This is a genomic window from Thermonema rossianum DSM 10300 (genome assembly GCF_000426825.1).
GTDB lineage: Bacteria > Bacteroidota > Bacteroidia > Cytophagales > Thermonemataceae > Thermonema > Thermonema rossianum.
In genome coordinates this window covers 1-19,349 of sequence record NZ_AUGC01000017.1, presented here as the reverse complement: position 1 = coordinate 19,349, position 19,349 = coordinate 1, and the positions used below count along the sequence as shown (strand labels likewise).

The window sequence follows — 19,349 nt, the reverse complement described above, 5'->3', positions numbered from 1 at the left end:
TTGCTTCCCACTCCTTAAAAAAACAACAAAATTGGAATTTATTAAAAAACAATAGAAAAATAGCAAAATATTATTACACCCACGATTCACAAGCCAAATTTTTGTATAACTTGAGGGAGATTTTTTACAAACTTTAAGTAAGGAAAATTTTCTTCTTATGGAAACTATTTATGAAAGCAAGTATCAACGGGTTCTCTACAATCCGGAACTCAGTATCTTTGAAGAGATATGGCTTCCGGAAAGTGAGTATATGAATGATGACATTTACAAACAGGAATTCCGCGACATTCTGAAGGCGGCACAGCCTTACCGGGGCAAAACAGACAAAATATTTATTGACGCCGTCAATGCCATGTATGTGGTTAGTCCGGAATTGCAAGAATGGCACAATCAAAATGTATTTGCCAAGTTGATAGAAATGGGGGTTACCCGTTTTGCCGTGTTGCTGAGCAAAGACCTTTTCACACAGGTATCTTACGAGCAGACTTTTGAAGAAGCAGAAGATGCCGGTTTCCTCATTGAATATTTCGACGATCGCGAGCAAGCCCGCCAATGGCTTCTCGAGCAGCACGCATAATCAATCCGGCACCTTACAACGATTGCAAGCAGAGTGCTCCGGCACCCTGCTTTTTCTTATTCTACGTACAACACCAACCCTTTGAGATACTCCCCTTCCGGGTGATAAATATTTACGGGATGGTCAATGGGCTGCGTAAGCTGGTGAAGGATGCGCACGTCACGTCGCGCGTCGGCTGCACCGGCAAATACCGCCTTGCGGAACATGTCTTTGTCTATGTTGCCGGAACACGAAAAAGTAAAGACCAAACCACCGGGCTTTATTTTTCTAAATGCCAGCAGGTTGAGCGCTTTGTATCCACGCATGGCATTGGGCACAGCACGCGCATTCTTGGCAAAAGCCGGCGGGTCCAATACTATGATATCATAAAAATGGTCAGGTGTTTGTTTTTCAAGGTATTTGAAGCCATCCATGGCAAAAGAGGCATGCTTTTCCTGTGGCAATTCGTTCAATGCCACATTACGCGCCGCCGTTTCCAGAACTGCCGGGGCAATATCTACCGAGTGAACGAGCTCCGCACCATGTGCCAGTGCATATACGCTAAAACCACCGGTGTAGCTGAATGTATTGAGCACCCGCATACCACGGCTGTAACTTCCCAATAAGCGACGGTTATCGCGTTGGTCCAAGAAGAAGCCGGTTTTTTGTCCTCGTGCCACATCCACGATAAAACGCAAACCGTTCTCTTTAATTTCCACTTCCGGGCTTCCGGGTGCAGCCGCATACCACCCTTCCTCCAAGCTTACTTGTTCGATGCGCTGTGCTACCTCTTTGACATTGAGATAAATAAAGCGGACGCCATAAGAAAGAAGCACCTCTGCCAAAGCAGGCAATAGATGCTCCACGCCTTTGATAAGGACCTGAACAACAGCCACCTCATGATACACATCCACAATCACGCCGGGGAAGCCATCCCCTTCGGCATGAATCAAGCGGTAAGCATTGGTATGGTCACTGATGACAAAACGCCGGCGCAGACGATAAGCATCCGCTACTTTCTGCTGCCAGAAAGCTGTGTCTATAGTACATAGTTCCCGGCTAAAATGAAAGATGCGGCATGCTATTTGGCTTTGGGTAGAGAAAAACCCATAGCCCAAACGTTCTCCATGGTAGTCTTGAATTTCTACAATTTCACCATTGCCGGCTTCTACGGGTTCTGCTATGGCTCCCGAGAATATCCAAGGGTGGCGATGCAACACGGCTCGTTCCCGCCCCTTTTTCAGTTTCAAAACCGGATATTTCATCAGCTCTTTCCTTCTACGTAATCCTGTAAATATGAATAGCGGGGTGTCAGCTTGCCATCTTTGGCAATGGTAGCCCGCGCAAGTACCTCCTCCTTGTCTCCGTTCATAAAGTGGGGGAAAACATTTTCTATAAACTGCCTGCCAAAAGAACGGGACGCATCTAAAGGCAACTCACAAGGTAGATTATCCACAGCCATGACCGTCACAAAACGCTCATTGCTGAATGGTGCCCGCTCTTTGCCTGTGAAGGGGTCAAAGTCATACACCGGCGATTCGATGGTTGTTGCCCGGATGGTAGAAGGCACAGAGCCACGAATGTCGCAAGTGATATCGGCAATAATTTTTATCTTGAATGCCGGAGACTGCATGTCATCGACCGTAAAGAGGGGCTCGGAGCGTGGATTCCAGAAATGGCCGGTAATCAGCATATCGGCAGTAAGGGCATACTTCAAAAAGTCGCTATGAAAACGTTCCGGATGAGAATAGAACTCCTGCTCATCGAAATAAACACCTTCGTTGGGTGCGTAATAATCCCGGGATGCCAGCTGGGCATAAACGGGCTCTTCAAAGGTTTGCCCTACGAACTCTTGCGGGCTCACTTTTCGAATACCTGCCGCATCCAACACTTCCGCCGCTCCATTGCCCACACGTCCGCGCCCGGTGAGGGCTATTTTGTAATTGGCAGGCAGCTTTACCTTTTTCAGCTCCTTTTTCAATTCTTCGTAATCTTTGCAGGTATAAGCTCGCTTCAGTTCGTAAGCACCAAAACGTTTGCCATAGGTCCACAAGGCATTGTAAGCCCCCACGATGCCGGCAAAGCGCCCGAAGGCAATCAGGCGGTTGCCGGCTTCATCTGTCAGGCATTCGAAGTCAATCAGTGTAATATTTTTTTGCAAAATGGTTTGTAGCAGCTTGCGGTTGTAAGGCTGTTTTTTGATGGTATGCGAGAAAAACATATAGGTTTTCTCCGGAATCAGGGCATCGACGGGCACTTCCTTCACACCTAAAAGCAAGTCTGCCACGCTGATGTCGTCCACGACCGGCAAGCCGGCTTTTTCATAGTCTGCATCAGGCACACAGCGCACCTGACTTTTTTCTACATATATTTGAACCTCCGGATAACGCTCTTGCAAAAGCAGGCATTGCTCCGGCAATAAAACAACACGCTTATCCGGGGGTGTTTTTCCTTCTCGTATCAAACCGATTTTCATAGGAAATACCTTTTAAACAAACTGCTTACGCAGCAGGGGTTTTCAAAGGTGCGAATTTAGTACAAAGATGGCAAAGAATATAGGAAAATTACAATTTTATTTGGCTTTTTTATAAACAGATATCCGGAAATACCCAATAAACAAAAAAGCAAACCACCGGTGGATGATGGTTTGCTTTTGCAAAAGTCACGTTACTGGCCGGCCATTATTTTTTCGAGGCAGGTGTATATTTTTCAGCCAGCTCCGTCACTTTATGAGACAGTTGGTTTACCTGCTCCTGCAAATCATATTGCAAATCCTTGGCTTTGTTTTTCAAGCGGCGACGGGTTTCGGAACCACTGTAAGGCGCAACCAGAATACCTGCCATAAAGCCGACAGTTGCTCCTGCCAAAAAAGATACAAGAAGAGAAGTTGTTTTACTCATAGTTATTGTGTTTTAAGAGTCTATCGAGGTTTTACCACTCTTTGTATCCGCAAAAATTATGCAATAACTGCACTTTCTGTCTGCACCTCCTGCACTATTTTTTTCACCAGTCCTTGCAACACCTTACCCGGTCCGCACTCCACAAAGTGCGTAGCCCCGTCACGATGCATGTTTTGCACGCTTTGTGTCCAGCGCACGGGGGCTGTGAGCTGTGCAATCAGATTTTTTTTGATGGTTTCTACCTCGGTGGCAGGCTCTGCATTTACATTTTGATAAACAGGGCAAACAGGGGTCTTAAAAGGCGTTTCTTCAATGGCAGCCTGCAACTCTTGGCGTGCGGGCTCCATAAGCGGCGAGTGGAAAGCGCCACCCACTTGCAAGACCAAAGCACGTTTGGCACCGGCTTCTTTCAAGCGCTCGCAAGCACGATTGACCCCCTCTACCGTACCGGAAATAACCAGCTGTCCGGGGCAGTTATAGTTGGCAGGCACCACCAAAAAAGCATCGCCTTCGGCACTCACTTCCTCGCATATTTTTTCTACCACGGCATCCTCCAAGCCTAAGATGGCTGCCATAGTAGAAGGCTGCTGCTCACAGGCTTTTTGCATGGCTTCGGCCCGCTTGGCCACCAAGCGCAGCCCGTCTTCAAAGGCAAGCGCCCCTGCTGCCACTAAGGCAGAAAACTCACCTAAGGAATGCCCGGCTACCATATCGGGGCGAAAATCGGGCAGCAAGCGTGCCATCACCACTGAATGAATAAAAATAGCCGGTTGCGTTACATTGGTCTGTTTGAGCTGTTCTTCGGTACCTTCAAACATAATATCGGTAATACGAAAGCCCAAAATATCATTGGCTTTTTCGAAAAGCTCTTTGGCTTCGGCATTGCTTTCATAGAGTTCTTTGCCCATACCGGGAAACTGTGCGCCTTGTCCGGGAAATACGTATGCTTTTTTCATTTTTTCCATTTATTTTAGTATTTAACAATGGGTAAAGATAAGAAAGGCTGCCCGAATGATACAAAAAAAGACCTTGGCTTTCACCAAGGTCTTTTCGGCCATGCGGTATAGCCAAGCATATCAGCGCAAGTCAACTACTTCTACCCCCGGGTAGTCGGCAGGGTTGAAGGTGAAGTATTTGTCATCTACTGCTACATTGAACTCCAAGCGCGTGAAGGTGTATTTATAACGGTTTTGGTTCTTTTCAAATATCTCGAAGCTTTTGATGGAATGAGTAGCCTCATTGATGACCAGGCGAATTTTGAAATGATTTTTGTTTCTGTCGATGGGCTGCAGGTCAATGACATTGTATATTTTGCCACGCTCGGCTATGCGCTCCACCCAAATGTATTTGTAGTCGCGTTTGTAAAGTGTAAAGATTTTATCCGGTGTAATTTCCGATTCGTCGGGCTCATAGTCCGAGATATTCACCTCGTTGGTCTCTTTCAGATAAGTCCACAGCGTGGTTCCGTTGTTGATGACTTCCTGCTCGGGCAGTATCAGGCGGTACTTATCGCCTTTCATCACAAAAACGCCTTCAGTTTTTTCATATACATTGTGCACCGGGTTGCGCATCTCGTAGGTAAAGTAAGCCCGCAGGGCTTCTACGTTCTTGTATTTTTCCTCTACCTTTTGCAAAATCTCTGCGGCTTTTTGCTCGTAAGCGGTTTGTGCATAGCTGCTCCAAGCTATCACAAAGGCAAGACACAGGAATAGGCTTTTTTTCATCATGTTCATCACTTTTTCTTTCACTTATTTTAAAGGTTAACCATGTTTGTTGTTTAGTTCATTCAATAACTGTTCCAAAGCATACTCATCGGGTATAAGTACCTCACGTGCCTTGCTGCCCTCGAAGGGTCCTACGATGCCGGCTTGTTCAAGTTGGTCGATGATACGCCCTGCCCGGTTGTAACCTATTTTTAAGCGGCGTTGCAAAAGCGAAGTACTGCCTTGTTGATGCATGACCACAATGCGGGCTGCTTCTTCAAAGAGGGCATCGCGGTCAGACAAATCCACGGCGCCGGCTTCATTTTCGCCCGCTTCGCCTACATATTCGGGCAGCAGATAGGCCGAAGCGTAGCCCGGCTGCTCGCCAATGAAATCGCAGACGGCTTCCACTTCATGCGTGTCGATGAAGGCGCATTGTACCCGCACCAGGTCGGCGCCTGTAGAAAACAGCATGTCGCCCATACCAATCAACTGTTCGGCACCACCGGTATCCAGAATGGTGCGCGAGTCCACTTTGGATGTTACGCGGAATGAAAGACGTGCCGGGAAGTTGGCTTTAATGATACCTGTAATAACATTGACCGAGGGGCGTTGGGTAGCCACCACCAAGTGGATGCCTATGGCGCGCGCCAGCTGTGCAAGGCGTGCTATGGGCTGCTCTACCTCTTTGCCGGCGGTCATCATCAAATCGGCCAGCTCGTCAATAATCAACACGATATAAGGCATGAAGCGGTGCCCTTTCTCAGGATTAAGCCGCCGCTCCAGAAACTTCTTGTTGTATTCTTTAATGTTACGGCAACCTGCTTTTTTCAACAGGTCGTAGCGCGTATCCATTTCAATACACAACGAGTTCAGTGTATTGATTACCTTGGAAGTATCGGTAATGATGGCTTCCTCTTCATCGGGCAGCTTGGCAAGAAAATGACGCTCTATTTTATTATAAAGAGTGAGTTCCACCTTTTTGGGATCAACCAGCACAAACTTCAACTCGGCAGGGTGCTTTTTATAAAGCAAGGAAGCCAAAATCACATTCAAACCGACGGATTTACCTTGCCCGGTAGCCCCTGCAATGAGCAGGTGTGGCATCTTGGCAAGATCTACCATGAAAATCTCGTTGGTTACAGTCTTGCCAAAAGCAATAGGCAAGGCATATTTCGTATTGCGAAACTGTTCACTCTCCAAGATAGGGCGCAAAGCAACCAATTCGCGTTTTTTGTTTGGCACCTCAATGCCAATGGTGCCCTTACCGGGGATGGGCGCAATGATGCGAATCCCCAAAGCAGACAAGCTCAGTGCAATGTCGTCTTCAAGGTTTTTGATTTTGGAAATACGCACCCCTGCTTTGGGCACCAGCTCATACAGAGTAACCGTAGGGCCTATGGTCGCTTTGATGGACTCAATGCCAATGCCATAATGCCCCAGTGTTTCTACGATTTTATCCTTATTGGCTTCCAGCTCTTCGCGCGTCACCTGCACACTTTCGGCGGGTGCATCGTCGAGCAAGGAAGTGGGCGGCATTTGATAGCGCGACAACTCCAACCGCGGATCGTAGGTCGTACTTAGGCTCCCGGGCGTCGAATTGTCCAAAATGTCTTCTTCGTCCTCGTCTTCCTCGTCCTCGTCCACAACCGCCGACACAGGGGGCAAGTCCGTAGTATTGACCACCTCTACCGTAAGGGGCGCATCTTTTGATGGTTGTTTCTCTTTGCCGCTTTGTTTTTCTTCTTCTTCTTCAAGTGAAAAAGTAATGGTAGATGCTTCTTCTTTCTCTCCTGCCTCCTCCTCTTCTTCTGTATCCGCAGCAACAGGTTTGGATGCTTTCTTAGTAGCTTCGCTGTGCTGTTGCTCTTCCTCCTCCTCGCCGATACGAACCAGCTTCATGCCCATCTTTTCAACTTCTTCTTCTATTTTCTTTTCGTCTTCATAAAGCAAACGGCTCACTTCTTCGCCTTTTTCCTCCTCGTCTTCTTCATATTCATCGCTTTCTTCCTCTGCGGTATCCAACGAAGGCGTTGCGGGCGGTACCGGATGCTTCTTCGATGAAACGGCTTCCATGCCGTGAGCGGCCATACGCTTGAACGCACGCCACTGCTTCCAATCCACGGCTGTGATGTTCCAGAAGTAAATGGCAAAGACAATGAAGCAAAATGCCAGCCACAAGGGAGTGCCCCAGCCAATGAGGGCGTGGGTCCATCGTGCCAGCTCGTAGCCCACACCGCCGGCAATCAGTGTAAAGTAGTTGCCACCGGGCAGTGTCACAGCCAAATAACCGAGCGTGTAACTAAGCCAAAAAGCCAAAAAGAGAAAAAGCAAGAAGGTGCGCTTAAAAGCAAACAAACGCACCCGGAAAATAAGGTCCACGGCTGTGTGTACCAGCAAAGGCACAATAAAGAAAGCGCCTAAGCCCATCCAACGAAAGATGAAACGATAAGACAGCAAGGCCCCATAAATACCCAGCCAGTTTTCCACTTCGTCGCCGGCTTCAATTACGCCGGTGCTGTCGATGGCTTCCACCACGCTTTGGTCGGCTTTGGCTGTAAACAAATAAGAAGTGAAAGCCAAAAGCAGGTAAAAAGCCATAAAAAACAAAGCAAAGCCCAGCACCAGCTGCAAGCGTCTGTCTTTCAGCAGCCCTATTCGTTTTTTGGCTCTGCGTATAGGTTCGTTTTTGGGTGTATTCTTAGGTATGTTTTTGGTCATAATGTCAACAAGCAGGCATGTTTTGCAAAAGCTAATTTAACGAAATCATTTCAACTTTCTTCATGCAACAGCTGTTCGAGACTGCGCTTCACCAAAGCAGGCCCGGCATACACAAAGCCGGTATAAAGCTGCACCAGGTCGGCACCGGCACTCAAGCGGCGGCACACGTCACCGGGCGTCATCAAGCCGCCTACCGAAACAATGGGGAAATCGTCGCCCGCATATTTGCGCAACAGCTGTAATATTTCTTCCGAACGCGCGCGCAAGGGGGCACCACTAAGCCCACCGGCGCCTATGGCTGCCACTTTTTCCGGGGGGGTACGCAGTCCGTCCCTGCCAATAGTAGTGTTGGTGGCAATAATGCCGGCAATGCCGGTATGCTTTACTATTTCAATAACATCTTTCAATTGCTCTTCGCTCAAATCGGGGGCTATTTTCAATAAAATAGGCTTGGGCTGCGGCTTAGCCATATTGCGACGCTGCAGCTCTTCCAGCAGTTGCTTTAGCGGCTCTTTTTCCTGCAGTGCCCTTAGGTTGGGCGTATTGGGCGAACTCACATTCACCACAAAATAATCCACATATTCGAACAGTTTTTCGAAGCAAATCACGTAGTCTTCTACGGCACGCTCATTGGGGGTGGTTTTGTTTTTGCCTATGTTGCCGCCTATCACAATGTTCGATTTGCGTTTTTTCAAACGCTCCACGATGGCATCCACCCCATCGTTGTTGAAGCCCATCCGGTTGATGATGGCGCGGTCCTGAATAAGGCGAAACAAGCGGGGGCGGGGATTGCCTGCCTGTGGACGGGGCGTCACAGTCCCTATTTCCACAAAACCAAAGCCGAAATATTCCCACGCATCTATCAACAGGGCGTTTTTATCGAAGCCTGCCGCCAACCCTATGGGGTTACGGAAGCGAATACCCCAATACTCGCGTTCCAGGCGCGGGTCTTCTACTACGAAAAGCCTTTTGCACAAAGCTTTGACAAAAGGCAGGCGCATGAGCACGCGCAAGCAGGAAAAGGTAAAAAGATGTGCCTGCTCGGCAGGCAATAAAAAAAGCAAACGGCGAATCAGTGAATACATCCCTCAATTTTATTTTTTGGGTTCTCGAACGAAGAAAGCAAAGCCACCTTTTTCGCCTATCAGCTTCACGTCGGCATAAGGTGCCATGCGGTCTTTTTGGTTGGCTTTCACCACAAAGTAGGCGGGCTTGTCTATGTCGCCCTGCAACAACCACGCTTCGTCTTTACTTTTGGGGTTGGCTTGTGGCTGCACACGGGCATAGAAGTAATGAGCGTAGCTCTTAAAGCCTACCGGACGCACATACACATCTTTTCCCTGCAGGCTTTCGTAGAACTCAATGGCCGGTCTTTGCGAATAGGCTTCTATCTTGGGCACTATCACTACCAGATAGCCCATCAGACAGACGGCCGTGGCATAGCAAAGCCACAACAAACCGGCACGCAGGCGGTGCTGCCATATCCAATAGATGCCTACCGAAGCCAGTACTACATAAATCAAGCCCATCAGGAATTCCCAACCGCCCCAATGTACCTCTGTTTGCAAGCAAGCCACCGCGAAGGGGTCTTTAATAAAGTGGTAGAACGACTCTTTGAAATAGGCAAACAAAGGAAGGGCCGTAAGCAACAAACCAAAAACGGTAGCCACAATCAATAACAAGCGGCGCACATACAGCGGCAAAGGCTTTTGCTCTTCCATGTGCCAGTACACTACATAGGCAGCCAAAAAGGAAAGCGGGAAATAAGACAGCGATGAATAATGCACGATTTTGGTTTTCACCAGAGTGAATACAATCATTACCACCCAGAAGAGTGCCAACATCCAACGGCGCAGGTGCAGGGGGTCGGGGCGCTGCTCCTGTTTGCCAAAGGCGGGCAATGCCAGCACAGACATGGGGAAGCAACCCAAAAACACCACTACAAAATGATAAAAGAAAGGCTGCTCGTGGCCGGCATCCGGTGTGGTCAGCAAGCGAATGTGGTAACGGATAAACTCCTCAACAAACCAGGTGCCATGTTGAATGAGTTCCAGGCCATACCAAGCAAAAGAAGTCACAAAAGCAGCGAATGCAAACGCAAGTACATCTACCGGGCGTGCTACCTTACGAAAGCCATACCAAGCCCCGAAAACCAAAAAACTCAAGCCCACCATCAACAAGCCCACCGGTCCTTTGGTTAAAATAGCCATGCCGGTAGCTGCACCGGCCAGCGTTGCCCATTTCAAAGCGAAGGGCGTCTTGTAAGCTGCTACAGCACGTGCCAAGCCATACACTCCCATGAATATAAAGTAATTGAACACGGGGTCGATGATGGCAGATTTAAAATAAAAATGCGGCAAAAAAGAACCCAAGTAACACAACCCCCAAATGAAACCAAAGCGCCCATCGTAATGGCGCTTTCCTATAAAATAGAAAGTAAGCAGTGTAATTACCCCAAAGACGGCATTGGGAAAGCGGGCTGCCCATTCATTCACCCCAAAAAGCTTCATGCTAAGCGCCTGCAGCCAGAAGAAAAAAGGCGGTTTTTCCCAAAAAGGCTCAAAGTTGATTTGCACGCGTGTATAGTTGCCCGTCACGAGCATTTCACGTGCCGACTCGGCAAAGTTGATCTCATCCCAGTCGAAGAGATGCACTTTTCCCAGAAAAGGAAAGAAAAAGACCATCCCCGACAGCATCAAAATCAGCCAATGGTAGGGATAGTCTTTATCGAAGATGCGCTTTATCATAACCTTACTTTGTTGTTGACGTACCGGTTTGTTTTTTGAGCAACTGCCAAGGCCACACACCCCAACGATGCAAACGGTAACGCAAAGACACACGCAACACACCCAAGCCATAAATCACGCTGCGCTTGAAGTTGATCGAGGAAGCCTCCTCAAAGTAGCGTGTGGGGCAGGTTACTTCGGCTATTTCATAGCCTGCATTGAATATTTGCGCTATGATTTCGTTATCGAAAATAAAATCATCCGAGTTTTGCTCGAAGTCTATATTGCGCAATACCTCTGCCGAAAAAGCCCGGTAACCGGTGTGGTACTCCGACAGCTTTTGGTTCAGCAGTATATTTTGGAAGAGTGTCAAAGCGCGATTGGCTACATATTTGTACAAGGGCATGCCGCCACGCAAAGCGCCTTTTCCTAAGATACGGGAAGCAAACACTACCGGATACACCTCCTCACCTATGATAGACACCATGGCGGTTATCAGCTTGGGCGTGTATTGATAGTCGGGGTGTAGCATCACCACAATGTCGGCGCCCAAGGCAAGCGCCGTCCGGTAACAGGTCTTTTGATTGCCCCCATAACCCTTGTTTTGCTCATGCCGAATCACGTGCCGTATGCCAAGCTTGCGCGCCAGCTCAGAGGTATCGTCCGAGCTTGCGTCATCTACCAGTATCACTTCATCTACAATATCAAAAGGGATTTCCCGGTAGGTTCTTTCCAGTGTGCGGGCTGCATTGTAGGCAGGTAAAACAACGGCTACTTTTTTTCCTGAATACATGTTGGTTCAATGATTTTGGCACACAAATATAAAAGCATTTCGGGGCACTGCCAATTAAGCCAAACAAAAAGCCGGGTGCAGCGGGCTGCACACCGGCGGTCATCAACAAACAGTCGGCATTATATAGGTAGCTACAATGAGTAGAAAAGCCTTTATTCCGGGCGGACATACACCTTCTTTCCCCTGCTGTTGTAATAATAATGCCCACCACGGGGGCCCGTATAGATCGGGCGCACGCTTGCCGGCATCGAGTAGGAAGGCACTGCATAAGACGGACTCGCCGGGCGCTGTGGTCTTGTAGTTACCGCAGGGTTGCGGTCATTGTAATCATAGTAGCCCACATAGCCATCTCTGTCTGCATCCTTCCACAGGTTCTCTGCATGCTTGTAAGCATGATTATACACATCACGATAAGGACGGCTTGAATAGTGGTAGTTGTTGTCAAGGGAATGCCATCCGTTTATCCCTTGCGCTTTCACTCCACTTATTACCAAAAGTATGCCAAAAACGATAAAAAGTGCTTGATTTTTCATCAGTGCTTTTTTTGGGTAAACGTTGCAAATATAAAGGCCACCCAAAGCGGAAGGTGTCTTTTGCAAGCTTGCAACAAACAAAACAGGGATGCCCACGAGAGCATCCCTGTCATAAAACAATGTAAGTTATAGGATTATGGTTTTTGTTCCGGTTTCAATACGGCACGAATAAATGCATTTGTATCCAAATACTTTTTCGCTACGGTTTGCAGGTTTTGCTTCGTAACGCTCTGCAGCTTTTCTTCCCACTTGAGTATGCCTTCGGGGTCCATCTGTTCAAAGTAACGGCTTTGCAGGGCATTCAACCAATAGTTGTTGGTCTGCAGTTCCACTTCCTTCTTGCGGCGGTATTGTTCTTTTATTTTCTGCAGGTCTTCTTCTGCTATTTTGCCTTCCTGCACTTTCTTTACCTCCGCCAGCGCCAAAGCAGTGAGCTCTTCCACACGTTCAGGTGCACAAGGGAAAGAAATGCCGAATCTGTAACCGGCAGAGGGCGATTTTGTCATGTAGCCGTAAGCGCCTACGGTGTACACCCCCGAAGCTTCCTCGCGTATAGTTTCAACCAATTTGATATTGAGCAAATCGCCCAGCATTTGCAGCAAGAAAGCCTCTTTTTCGTCATAGGCGGGCAGCTCGCCGGCAAAGACCATTTGCACCATGCTTTTTGGGTCACTGCCTTTGTAGAAGATAGTATCCACTTTGCCTTTTGGGGGGCGTACCCCGCGGTCTATCCACTTCTCTTTGCGGTTGAGCGAAGGCAGCGAGGCAATGTAGCGCTCAACCATGGGCTTGAAGGTTTCCGGGTCTATATTCCCCACAAAAAGGAAGGTAAAATCCGAGGCATCGGCAAAGCGCTCTTTGTAGAACGCAAAGCCCTTATCATAGTCTATCTTGTCGTAATCCGGCAACCAAGCGTCGCCATACGGATGGTAATTGCTCAGCAGCCTTGCATATTGGTCATAGAAGTAATACATGGGGTTTGCCATCAGGTTGGTCATAAAGCCTTTGCTGCGTTGCAGAGCAGAGCGGAAAGCCTCGGGGTCGTGGCGCGGTGCCACAAAGTAAAGATGCAAGAGCTCCAGTGCTGTCTGCAGGTCTTTAGGTGTTGTTTTTCCACGGAACCCTTCCAATAAATTACCGATGGTGGGGCTTACTTCTACATTTTTTCCTGCCAGCATCTTAGACAGCTCGGTGGCAGAGAATTGATACACGCCACTCTCAGCAACCACGCCGGCTATAAATTCAGCTGAAGGCAGGTTCTTTTCATCGGCAAGCCAGCTGCCCCCATAGCTGAAGGCAGAGATAAGTACCTCATCATCCTTGAAGTTGGTAGGCTTCAACAGCACACGTGCCCCGTTGGACAAGGTCCATTCTATCACACCCAAAGATTCTATTGTGTGTTCAGCTGTCACTTTACCCGGCTTCAGCTCTATGCCCTGCATCAAAGAAGCAGCCAACGCTTTGGCTTCGTAGGGCTTCACTTCCTGCTTTTGTGTCTCCTGCACCATCCGGCGCACCTCCTCTTCGGTAGGCATTTTCACCCCTTCTTTTTCAGGTCCCTGCACTACTACCACCATGTTTTCTCCGGTAATCATTTGCTTTATCAAGGCATTCAAGTCCTCGAGCGTGATTTTATCGAGGTGCTCTTTCGCAAAAGCATATTTATACTCTATGCCGGGTGCAGGTGCTCCTTCCAAGTAATGGTTCACATATGCCCAAACCAAGCGCTTGGATTCGGTTTTTTGACGGTCATTGTATTGCAATTCCAGTTCTGCCAAATATTTCTTCTTGTAAAGTTCAAATTCCTGCTCCACAAAGCCGTAAAGCGCCGCCCGGCGTGCCTCGGTCAGCAGGGTTTGCAAAGCATCTTGCAGCTTGCTGCCGTCGGTTATGGCATCAAGCGAAAAGGCATCTTTGGTACGCACGAAGTTGCCGTAATTTGCCCATGCATAAGAAAAAGGCGGCTCTGCCGAAAGGCGCAACTCCTCGAGGCGCTCAGAGAGCATCCCTTCTACCATTTCCATCTTCAGGCGTTCCAAGTAATCTTGCTCGGTTTTGATGCTTACAGGTGCTTTTTTAAAGAGCAGCTGCACCGAAGGAAAGGCTGCCTCTTTGTCGCTTGCCACCGTTACAAGCATCTCCTTATGGTCAGGCACGGGGTAAAACTCACGCTTGGGCGCTTTCTTGGGGGCTTTCAAATCCCCAAACAGCGCTTTTATCTTTTGCTCTATTTGTGCGGGGTCTATGTCGCCCACCACCACTACTGCCATCAGGTCGGGGCGATACCAATCTTTATAAAAGCGCACCAAGTCTTTATACTTGAAAGTCTTTAAGCTTTGCTCAGTACCAATAGGCAAGCGCTTGGCATAACGCGAGCCTTTCAAAATCACAGGAAACTGTTTGTCCATCATACGCTGCTCGGCACCACGCCCCAAGCGCCACTCTTCGAGCACTACGCCACGCTCTTTTTCTACTTCCTCGGGCTCGAAGGTTACATTGCTTGCCCATTCGCGCAAGATTTCAAGCCCTTTATCCACCAATTCCGGTTTGTCGGTAGGTACCGGTAGCATATACACGGTTTCATCAAAACTTGTATAGGCATTCAAATCCCCACCGAACTGCACCCCAATAGATTGAAGGTAACTTACAATTTCATTTTTAGGAAACTTTTTAGTGCCGTTAAAAGCCATGTGCTCAACGAAATGAGCCAGACCTAACTGCTTTTCATCTTCGAGAACAGAACCGGCATTGACCACCAAGCGCAACTCTACCCGCTTTTCGGGTTTTTGGTTGTGCCGGATGTAATAGGTCAGTCCATTCGGCAAAACGCCGGTTTTCACATGCGGGTCCAAGGGAATGGCACGATTTGATACACTTTGTGCCCAAATAACTCCTCCCCAAAAGACCAACCATACGGTAAGTAGTGTTCTTCGTAGTAACATAGACAATGTTTTTTGGTTAATGTGCCCAATTTAATAAGTCAAGTTTTTTTATCAAAAAAAATAAAAAGCACATATATTGCTTTTTAAGATTATTGAAAAATATAAAAGGCGATTAAGCCAAATTAAGTAGTTATACAAATTTACGATTCATTTTATCCGTATGCTTTTTCAGAAACAATCAAACAATATCTACGAAAAAAATAACCTTAGCGAGTACTCAATTGCTCCACTAAGGTTATTTTTTATTTTTCCTAAAAAACAGAGGATAGCAATATTTTCAACAACCATATCACCTCCATGCATCCAGCTCACGCCACTTCTTTGCCGCTTGTTGCAAAGAGAAAGGCGAAGCAGCACCCCTCATCCTTTGTTTGCGGTTTTCTTCCTCTATTTGTGCTTTCAAATAATCGTGGCGCGATGCGTAATAAGACGAAGGCTTGATTTGCCGGCGCACCTGCTCTACCTCGTCTTCCAGGCGTTTCTGCTGCAGGTACTCCACGCCCACCAGACGAAAAACCAGTTTTTTGTTTTCCTCATATGCTTCCAATATCAGGCCGGGCAGCCCGTTCAGCTTCCACGGACCATGGGCATACGGAATAGAAGGCGCATACCACGCCACATATTGCCGCCCCCGGAAACGCCCCACTGCCTTTTTGCAAGCTACTCCCGATATGACACGCTGCTCTGCAGGCTGCACAACCCAGCGTATCTGCAAGGACTCGCACGCTTCGTTGCCTCCCATGGACCGGCTTGCCACCCACTCCCAAGCTTGCTTTCCGGAAGCACAGGCATTGTAGAAATAGTACTCCCAAGGATTCAGGCGAAAAGGCATCTCGTTTGGATTGATGAGCGCCGTCCCCTCTTCTTGTGCCTGCTCCATCTTTTCAGACATCCAGCGCATTTGCTCTTCTTCGGAAGCGGGCTCTGCCCGCTCTACATAAAGCGATGCGGATGCATCAAAATACAGGTCTGCATACCATGCATTCTTTTTGGTAGCTTCGGGAAAGTGCGCGCTGTCTTTCCACCTCCAATCTTCCACCACCAAATACCTGACATGCGTAACCTGTGCGCGAGCAGGCATACACTGTATGATGAATAAAGCAACGATAAACACACTTTGTAGTCTCATGAGATGGTTGTTTTCATTTATTATCTCTTGTTTCTTACCACGACAGCCGGCAGCCAAGCAACACATAACGTGGCAAAAGATTGAAGCTTCGTGTGCTGCCCGCCACATCGCTTGATGCATTGATTTGCAGCACCTGCCGGTCGGTCAGGTTATAGGCACGTATGAACAAAGGGAAACGCCCTTCTTCATGCCAGTTGATAGATATTTCTGTATCGAGAAAATGATAAGCATCCTTTTGCTCCGGCAAATACACCACCTGATTATTGATTTTCCACAACAGGCGTTCGTCCCAGAAACGTAAAGAAAAATTCAGGTAAGCATTGAAATAGCGGTTGTCGAAAGAAAAAGTACTGCCTGCTTCTTCTACGGACGTCATGCTTTGCTGCATCTCCGCGCCTGCATAGTAATTGAACCACCCAAAGAAACGCGACTCAATGAATACAGCGGGCATCAAGGCATATGCCACAAAACGGCGTTCTCCTACGCCAATCCCTTCATTGAGGCTTTGTGTGCGTGAAGCGTTGAGTTCCACATGTGCTTTGGAATTGATGAAATACAGCGGGAACTCCCATTCAATGTTTTGGGCGAGTGTGGCACTATTGCCTGCCCAAATGAGCTGCGTGTAATCGAGCAAGGGCGCAAAACGAAAACGGGAAGAAGAAGCCGGCAGGTGGTAGGTATAAGAGAGATTCCAGCGCAGCCAAGAAGCGAAACCATGATAGCGCGACAAGCTTAAGTTGAAGCTGTGTGAGCGCAATACCGCCAGGCTGTCGGCACCGGTATAAATGCGGTCGAAGTTGGGCAAGTATAGCATGCCATGCACAGACCGCAAGGTAGGCAACTGTGTTTGATAGCCATAAATGAAGCTCCAGGTAGAAGTAACCTTATCGCTCTTTTTTTCATAGGCAAAGCCGGTGGAAGCGCTTCCCAACCAAAAGCCGGAATGCTCTTCCGCATCGGCCTGCCTGCGTTTTGCGTATGCACGCCGGGCATGCAGACTGCTGCGCCATTTCAAGGCTTTCGTAATGGCATAATGATGCGACAACATAGCCCCCACATCTTGGACCTCCAAGCTTTGGGACTTTCCGAAGTCAACAGGTGCAAAGCGTTCGTTGTTATCGCCTTGCAGGACGGTGCTGCCCTGCAAGCGCTCTTTGTGCGCCGTGTAGTGCGTGGTGTATTCCCAATAACTGCGTGGACTCAAACGGTACACGCCTTGCAGCTGCCCGCCCCACCGTTCAAAATAGCTGAGTACCTCTTGTTCTACGCCATTGGCGGCGAAGTCAAGCCTGAAAAAGTCTGCATAACGATCGGCCTGCGCGCGGGCATCGAGTGCTTCGCGCAGCGAGTCGGCATGGTAGTAGGCCGATACCACCCAGGCATGGTGTTTGTTCCACCGCTTGGTGAGTTTCAGCTCGTGGTCTTGGGCAAAATAGCGGCGTTGTTGGGCTTGTGCCAGCCGGTCTGCCAACAAGCCATCGATGAAGGTGCGATTGGTTTGACTAAAAGGGCGGTTGTTTTGCTGCCATACCGTATTCAGTTCTATGTTTGCCTCTTGGTTCAACTCCACAAACTGCCGCAGCCGGATTCCTCCCAGCCACTCGTGCAGCTGCTCGACATGCTCATAGGCGCGAGAGAAGGCAGCCCCTGCTGCCGCATAACGGCTCGACTCGCTGAATGCTTGCTGCACGCGGTCTTCATAATACAACACGGTGGCTGTAGATTTCCAATCAGCGGCAGGGCGAAAAATTAAGGTATTAAGAGACTTTACGCCGTCGTTGAACAGGTTGCGCTGTTTTTGCAAGGCTACAGGCGACTGCAGGTAAAAATCATTGAGATAGCCGTCGCGCACATCGCCAAAGTCGAACGGACTGCTGCCAAACGGATCGAAGCTGTAGCGATTCATCAGGTCATTGCCGGTGTTGTTGTGGTTGGTCAAGCTCACCAGCTTATTGACACGCCGCTTGGCTTTGGCTTCTTCCACGGCCTGCCCTTTCGCCCACAAATAAAGCAAAGAAGCAGAGACTTCACGCCGCCATGTGTCGGTGCCGGTTTTTACATCGGCGCCCGAAGCAAGGCTTACGGAACCGACAAATTTTCCAAAGCTTTTTTTCTTGACTTTTAAATTCAAAATCAGCTCGTCGGTTTGCGACAAGCCACGCAAGGCAGGATTGTCTTCGTAGTTATCCACAAAGTGGAACTCCTCCACCAAGTCAACCGACAGGTTGCGCGTAAGCAAGGTATAATTCGAGCCGGTCAGGTCGTCATCTTCCAACATCACCTTCGACACCCGCTTCCCACGCAAATACACGATGCCGTCTTTATCTACCTCCACGCCCGGCAGTTTTTTCAAAGCATCTTCCACATTGCGCTCGTTGCCTTCCAGGTAGTCCTCTGCTTTGTAAATGGTGCTGTCGCCATTTTCTTTGATTTCATAGCGTTGCCCTTCAATGACCACTTGTTCTATATTCATAGCGAATGGCTCCAAGACGATGGGCGCCAAACGAAGGCGGGCGTTCCTGCCCCACTCCACCGGCAAACGCTTTTCGCGGTACCCCAACGCTTCTATAATCAAAAGCGCACGCTCCGGGAAGCGTCCTTCCATTTTGAAGTACCCCTCCGCATCCGTGATTTGCTGCGCATGCAGGTGCATTGAGCTGTCAACCAGTGACACAAAAGCCGACGCTACGGGACGCTGCAGGCTGTCGCGCACCCACCCTTCCAAAACATGCTGCGCCTGCCCTGCCATTGCGTGAAAAAACAATAGCAGAGCCAATAACCCTCTCCGATACATCATTTATCCTTTTTATTCAGATTTCAATATTGTAATTCTGATTTTACCGTCCCCTTATTCTATTTCTATTCTTGACACTACCCATTTTTATTTCTTCCTGCGTAGTACTTTGTCAAGCGCATTTTTTTGGATTTGTAGCGAATATTGGTCCATTTCCCTACCTTTACTAATAACGGTTTCGTCCAATGACACCTCTATGTCGTAGTCCGTATCGGCGAGCATTCTTATAACCTTAACCATGCTTTCCATCATAATATCATAGTACTTTTCCCTGCTCACTATTTTCACTTTCCTTTTTTTCTTACTTATATCCTCCACCCGGGGTACTTTTACCTGTTCCGACAAAGTAAGGCTCTTAAAAAGGAAATTCACTTGCCGGGAAAGGTCGTGAGCTTCTACAATCAAGCCCGGCAAGCCATTCAGCAACCAAGGCCCATAAGGAACCGGTATTTGCGGGCAATACCAAGCCACATAAGTACGCCCCCTAAGGCTCCCCACTGCTTTCCGGCATAGCAGCTCGCCTATTTGCTTTTCTTCGGGGAACACCTTCCA

General features: G+C 48.4%; 15 protein-coding genes. 1 reads left to right on the top strand and 14 read right to left on the bottom strand.

Going from position 1 to position 19,349, the window contains the following annotated elements; genetic code table 11:
• Positions 1-157 precede the first annotated feature (157 nt).
• Complete coding sequence (locus K384_RS10810; protein ID WP_038032249.1) at positions 158-577, top strand: hypothetical protein; 420 nt, start codon at positions 158-160, stop codon at positions 575-577.
• 56 nt (positions 578-633) lie between these two features.
• On the opposite strand, the gene K384_RS10805 is transcribed toward K384_RS10810, so the two are convergent.
• The 14 genes from K384_RS10805 to K384_RS10740 form a co-directional block, all read right to left on the bottom strand.
• Positions 634-1,821 carry a class I SAM-dependent rRNA methyltransferase gene (locus tag K384_RS10805; RefSeq protein ID WP_038032248.1) on the bottom strand — a complete coding sequence of 396 codons (1,188 nt, stop codon included), beginning with the start codon at positions 1,819-1,821 and terminating at the stop codon, positions 634-636.
• Complete coding sequence (locus K384_RS10800) at positions 1,821-3,032, bottom strand: NAD(P)-dependent oxidoreductase (protein WP_038032245.1); 1,212 nt, start codon at positions 3,030-3,032, stop codon at positions 1,821-1,823. The genes K384_RS10805 and K384_RS10800 overlap by 1 nt, the downstream gene beginning before the upstream one ends.
• 205 nt (positions 3,033-3,237) lie before the next feature.
• The gene (locus K384_RS10795; RefSeq protein ID WP_051633338.1) at positions 3,238-3,456 is read right to left on the bottom strand and encodes a YtxH domain-containing protein; all 219 of its coding nucleotides are present in this window, start codon (positions 3,454-3,456) and stop codon (positions 3,238-3,240) included.
• Between the two features lie 56 nt (positions 3,457-3,512).
• Positions 3,513-4,412 carry an ACP S-malonyltransferase gene (gene fabD, locus K384_RS10790; RefSeq protein ID WP_038032301.1) on the bottom strand — a complete coding sequence of 300 codons (900 nt, stop codon included), beginning with the start codon at positions 4,410-4,412 and terminating at the stop codon, positions 3,513-3,515.
• 120 nt (positions 4,413-4,532) lie between these two features.
• Positions 4,533-5,183, bottom strand: coding sequence for a LolA family protein (locus K384_RS10785; RefSeq protein ID WP_038032298.1), 651 nt, complete (start codon positions 5,181-5,183; stop codon positions 4,533-4,535).
• A gap of 33 nt (positions 5,184-5,216) precedes the next feature.
• Positions 5,217-7,880: an FtsK/SpoIIIE family DNA translocase gene (locus K384_RS10780; RefSeq protein ID WP_038032242.1), complete on the bottom strand. Its 2,664-nt coding sequence runs from the start codon at positions 7,878-7,880 to the stop codon at positions 5,217-5,219.
• Between the two features lie 50 nt (positions 7,881-7,930).
• Complete coding sequence (locus tag K384_RS10775; RefSeq protein WP_038032239.1) at positions 7,931-8,965, bottom strand: quinone-dependent dihydroorotate dehydrogenase; 1,035 nt, start codon at positions 8,963-8,965, stop codon at positions 7,931-7,933.
• A 9-nt stretch (positions 8,966-8,974) separates the two neighbouring features.
• Positions 8,975-10,627, bottom strand: coding sequence for an ArnT family glycosyltransferase (locus K384_RS10770; protein WP_038032236.1), 1,653 nt, complete (start codon positions 10,625-10,627; stop codon positions 8,975-8,977).
• Between the two features lie 4 nt (positions 10,628-10,631).
• A complete protein-coding gene (locus K384_RS10765) occupies positions 10,632-11,399 on the bottom strand; it encodes a glycosyltransferase family 2 protein (RefSeq protein WP_038032232.1) in 768 nt (255 codons plus the stop codon).
• Positions 11,400-11,551: 152 nt separating this feature from the next.
• On the bottom strand, positions 11,552-11,932 hold the full coding sequence (locus K384_RS13480) for a hypothetical protein (protein ID WP_157630138.1): 381 nt from the start codon (positions 11,930-11,932) through the stop codon (positions 11,552-11,554).
• Between the two features lie 134 nt (positions 11,933-12,066).
• Entirely contained in the window at positions 12,067-14,874 is a 2,808-nt protein-coding gene (locus K384_RS10755) for a M16 family metallopeptidase (protein WP_038032229.1), read from the bottom strand.
• Between the two features lie 289 nt (positions 14,875-15,163).
• Positions 15,164-16,003 (bottom strand): GLPGLI family protein, encoded by an 840-nt coding sequence (locus tag K384_RS10750; protein ID WP_038032226.1) that lies wholly within the window; start codon positions 16,001-16,003, stop codon positions 15,164-15,166.
• A 34-nt stretch (positions 16,004-16,037) separates the two neighbouring features.
• A complete protein-coding gene (locus K384_RS10745) occupies positions 16,038-18,800 on the bottom strand; it encodes a carboxypeptidase-like regulatory domain-containing protein (protein WP_157630137.1) in 2,763 nt (920 codons plus the stop codon).
• A gap of 84 nt (positions 18,801-18,884) precedes the next feature.
• Positions 18,885-19,349 (bottom strand): GLPGLI family protein (locus K384_RS10740; RefSeq protein ID WP_157630136.1); only part of this gene is annotated, 465 nt, incomplete at its 5' end.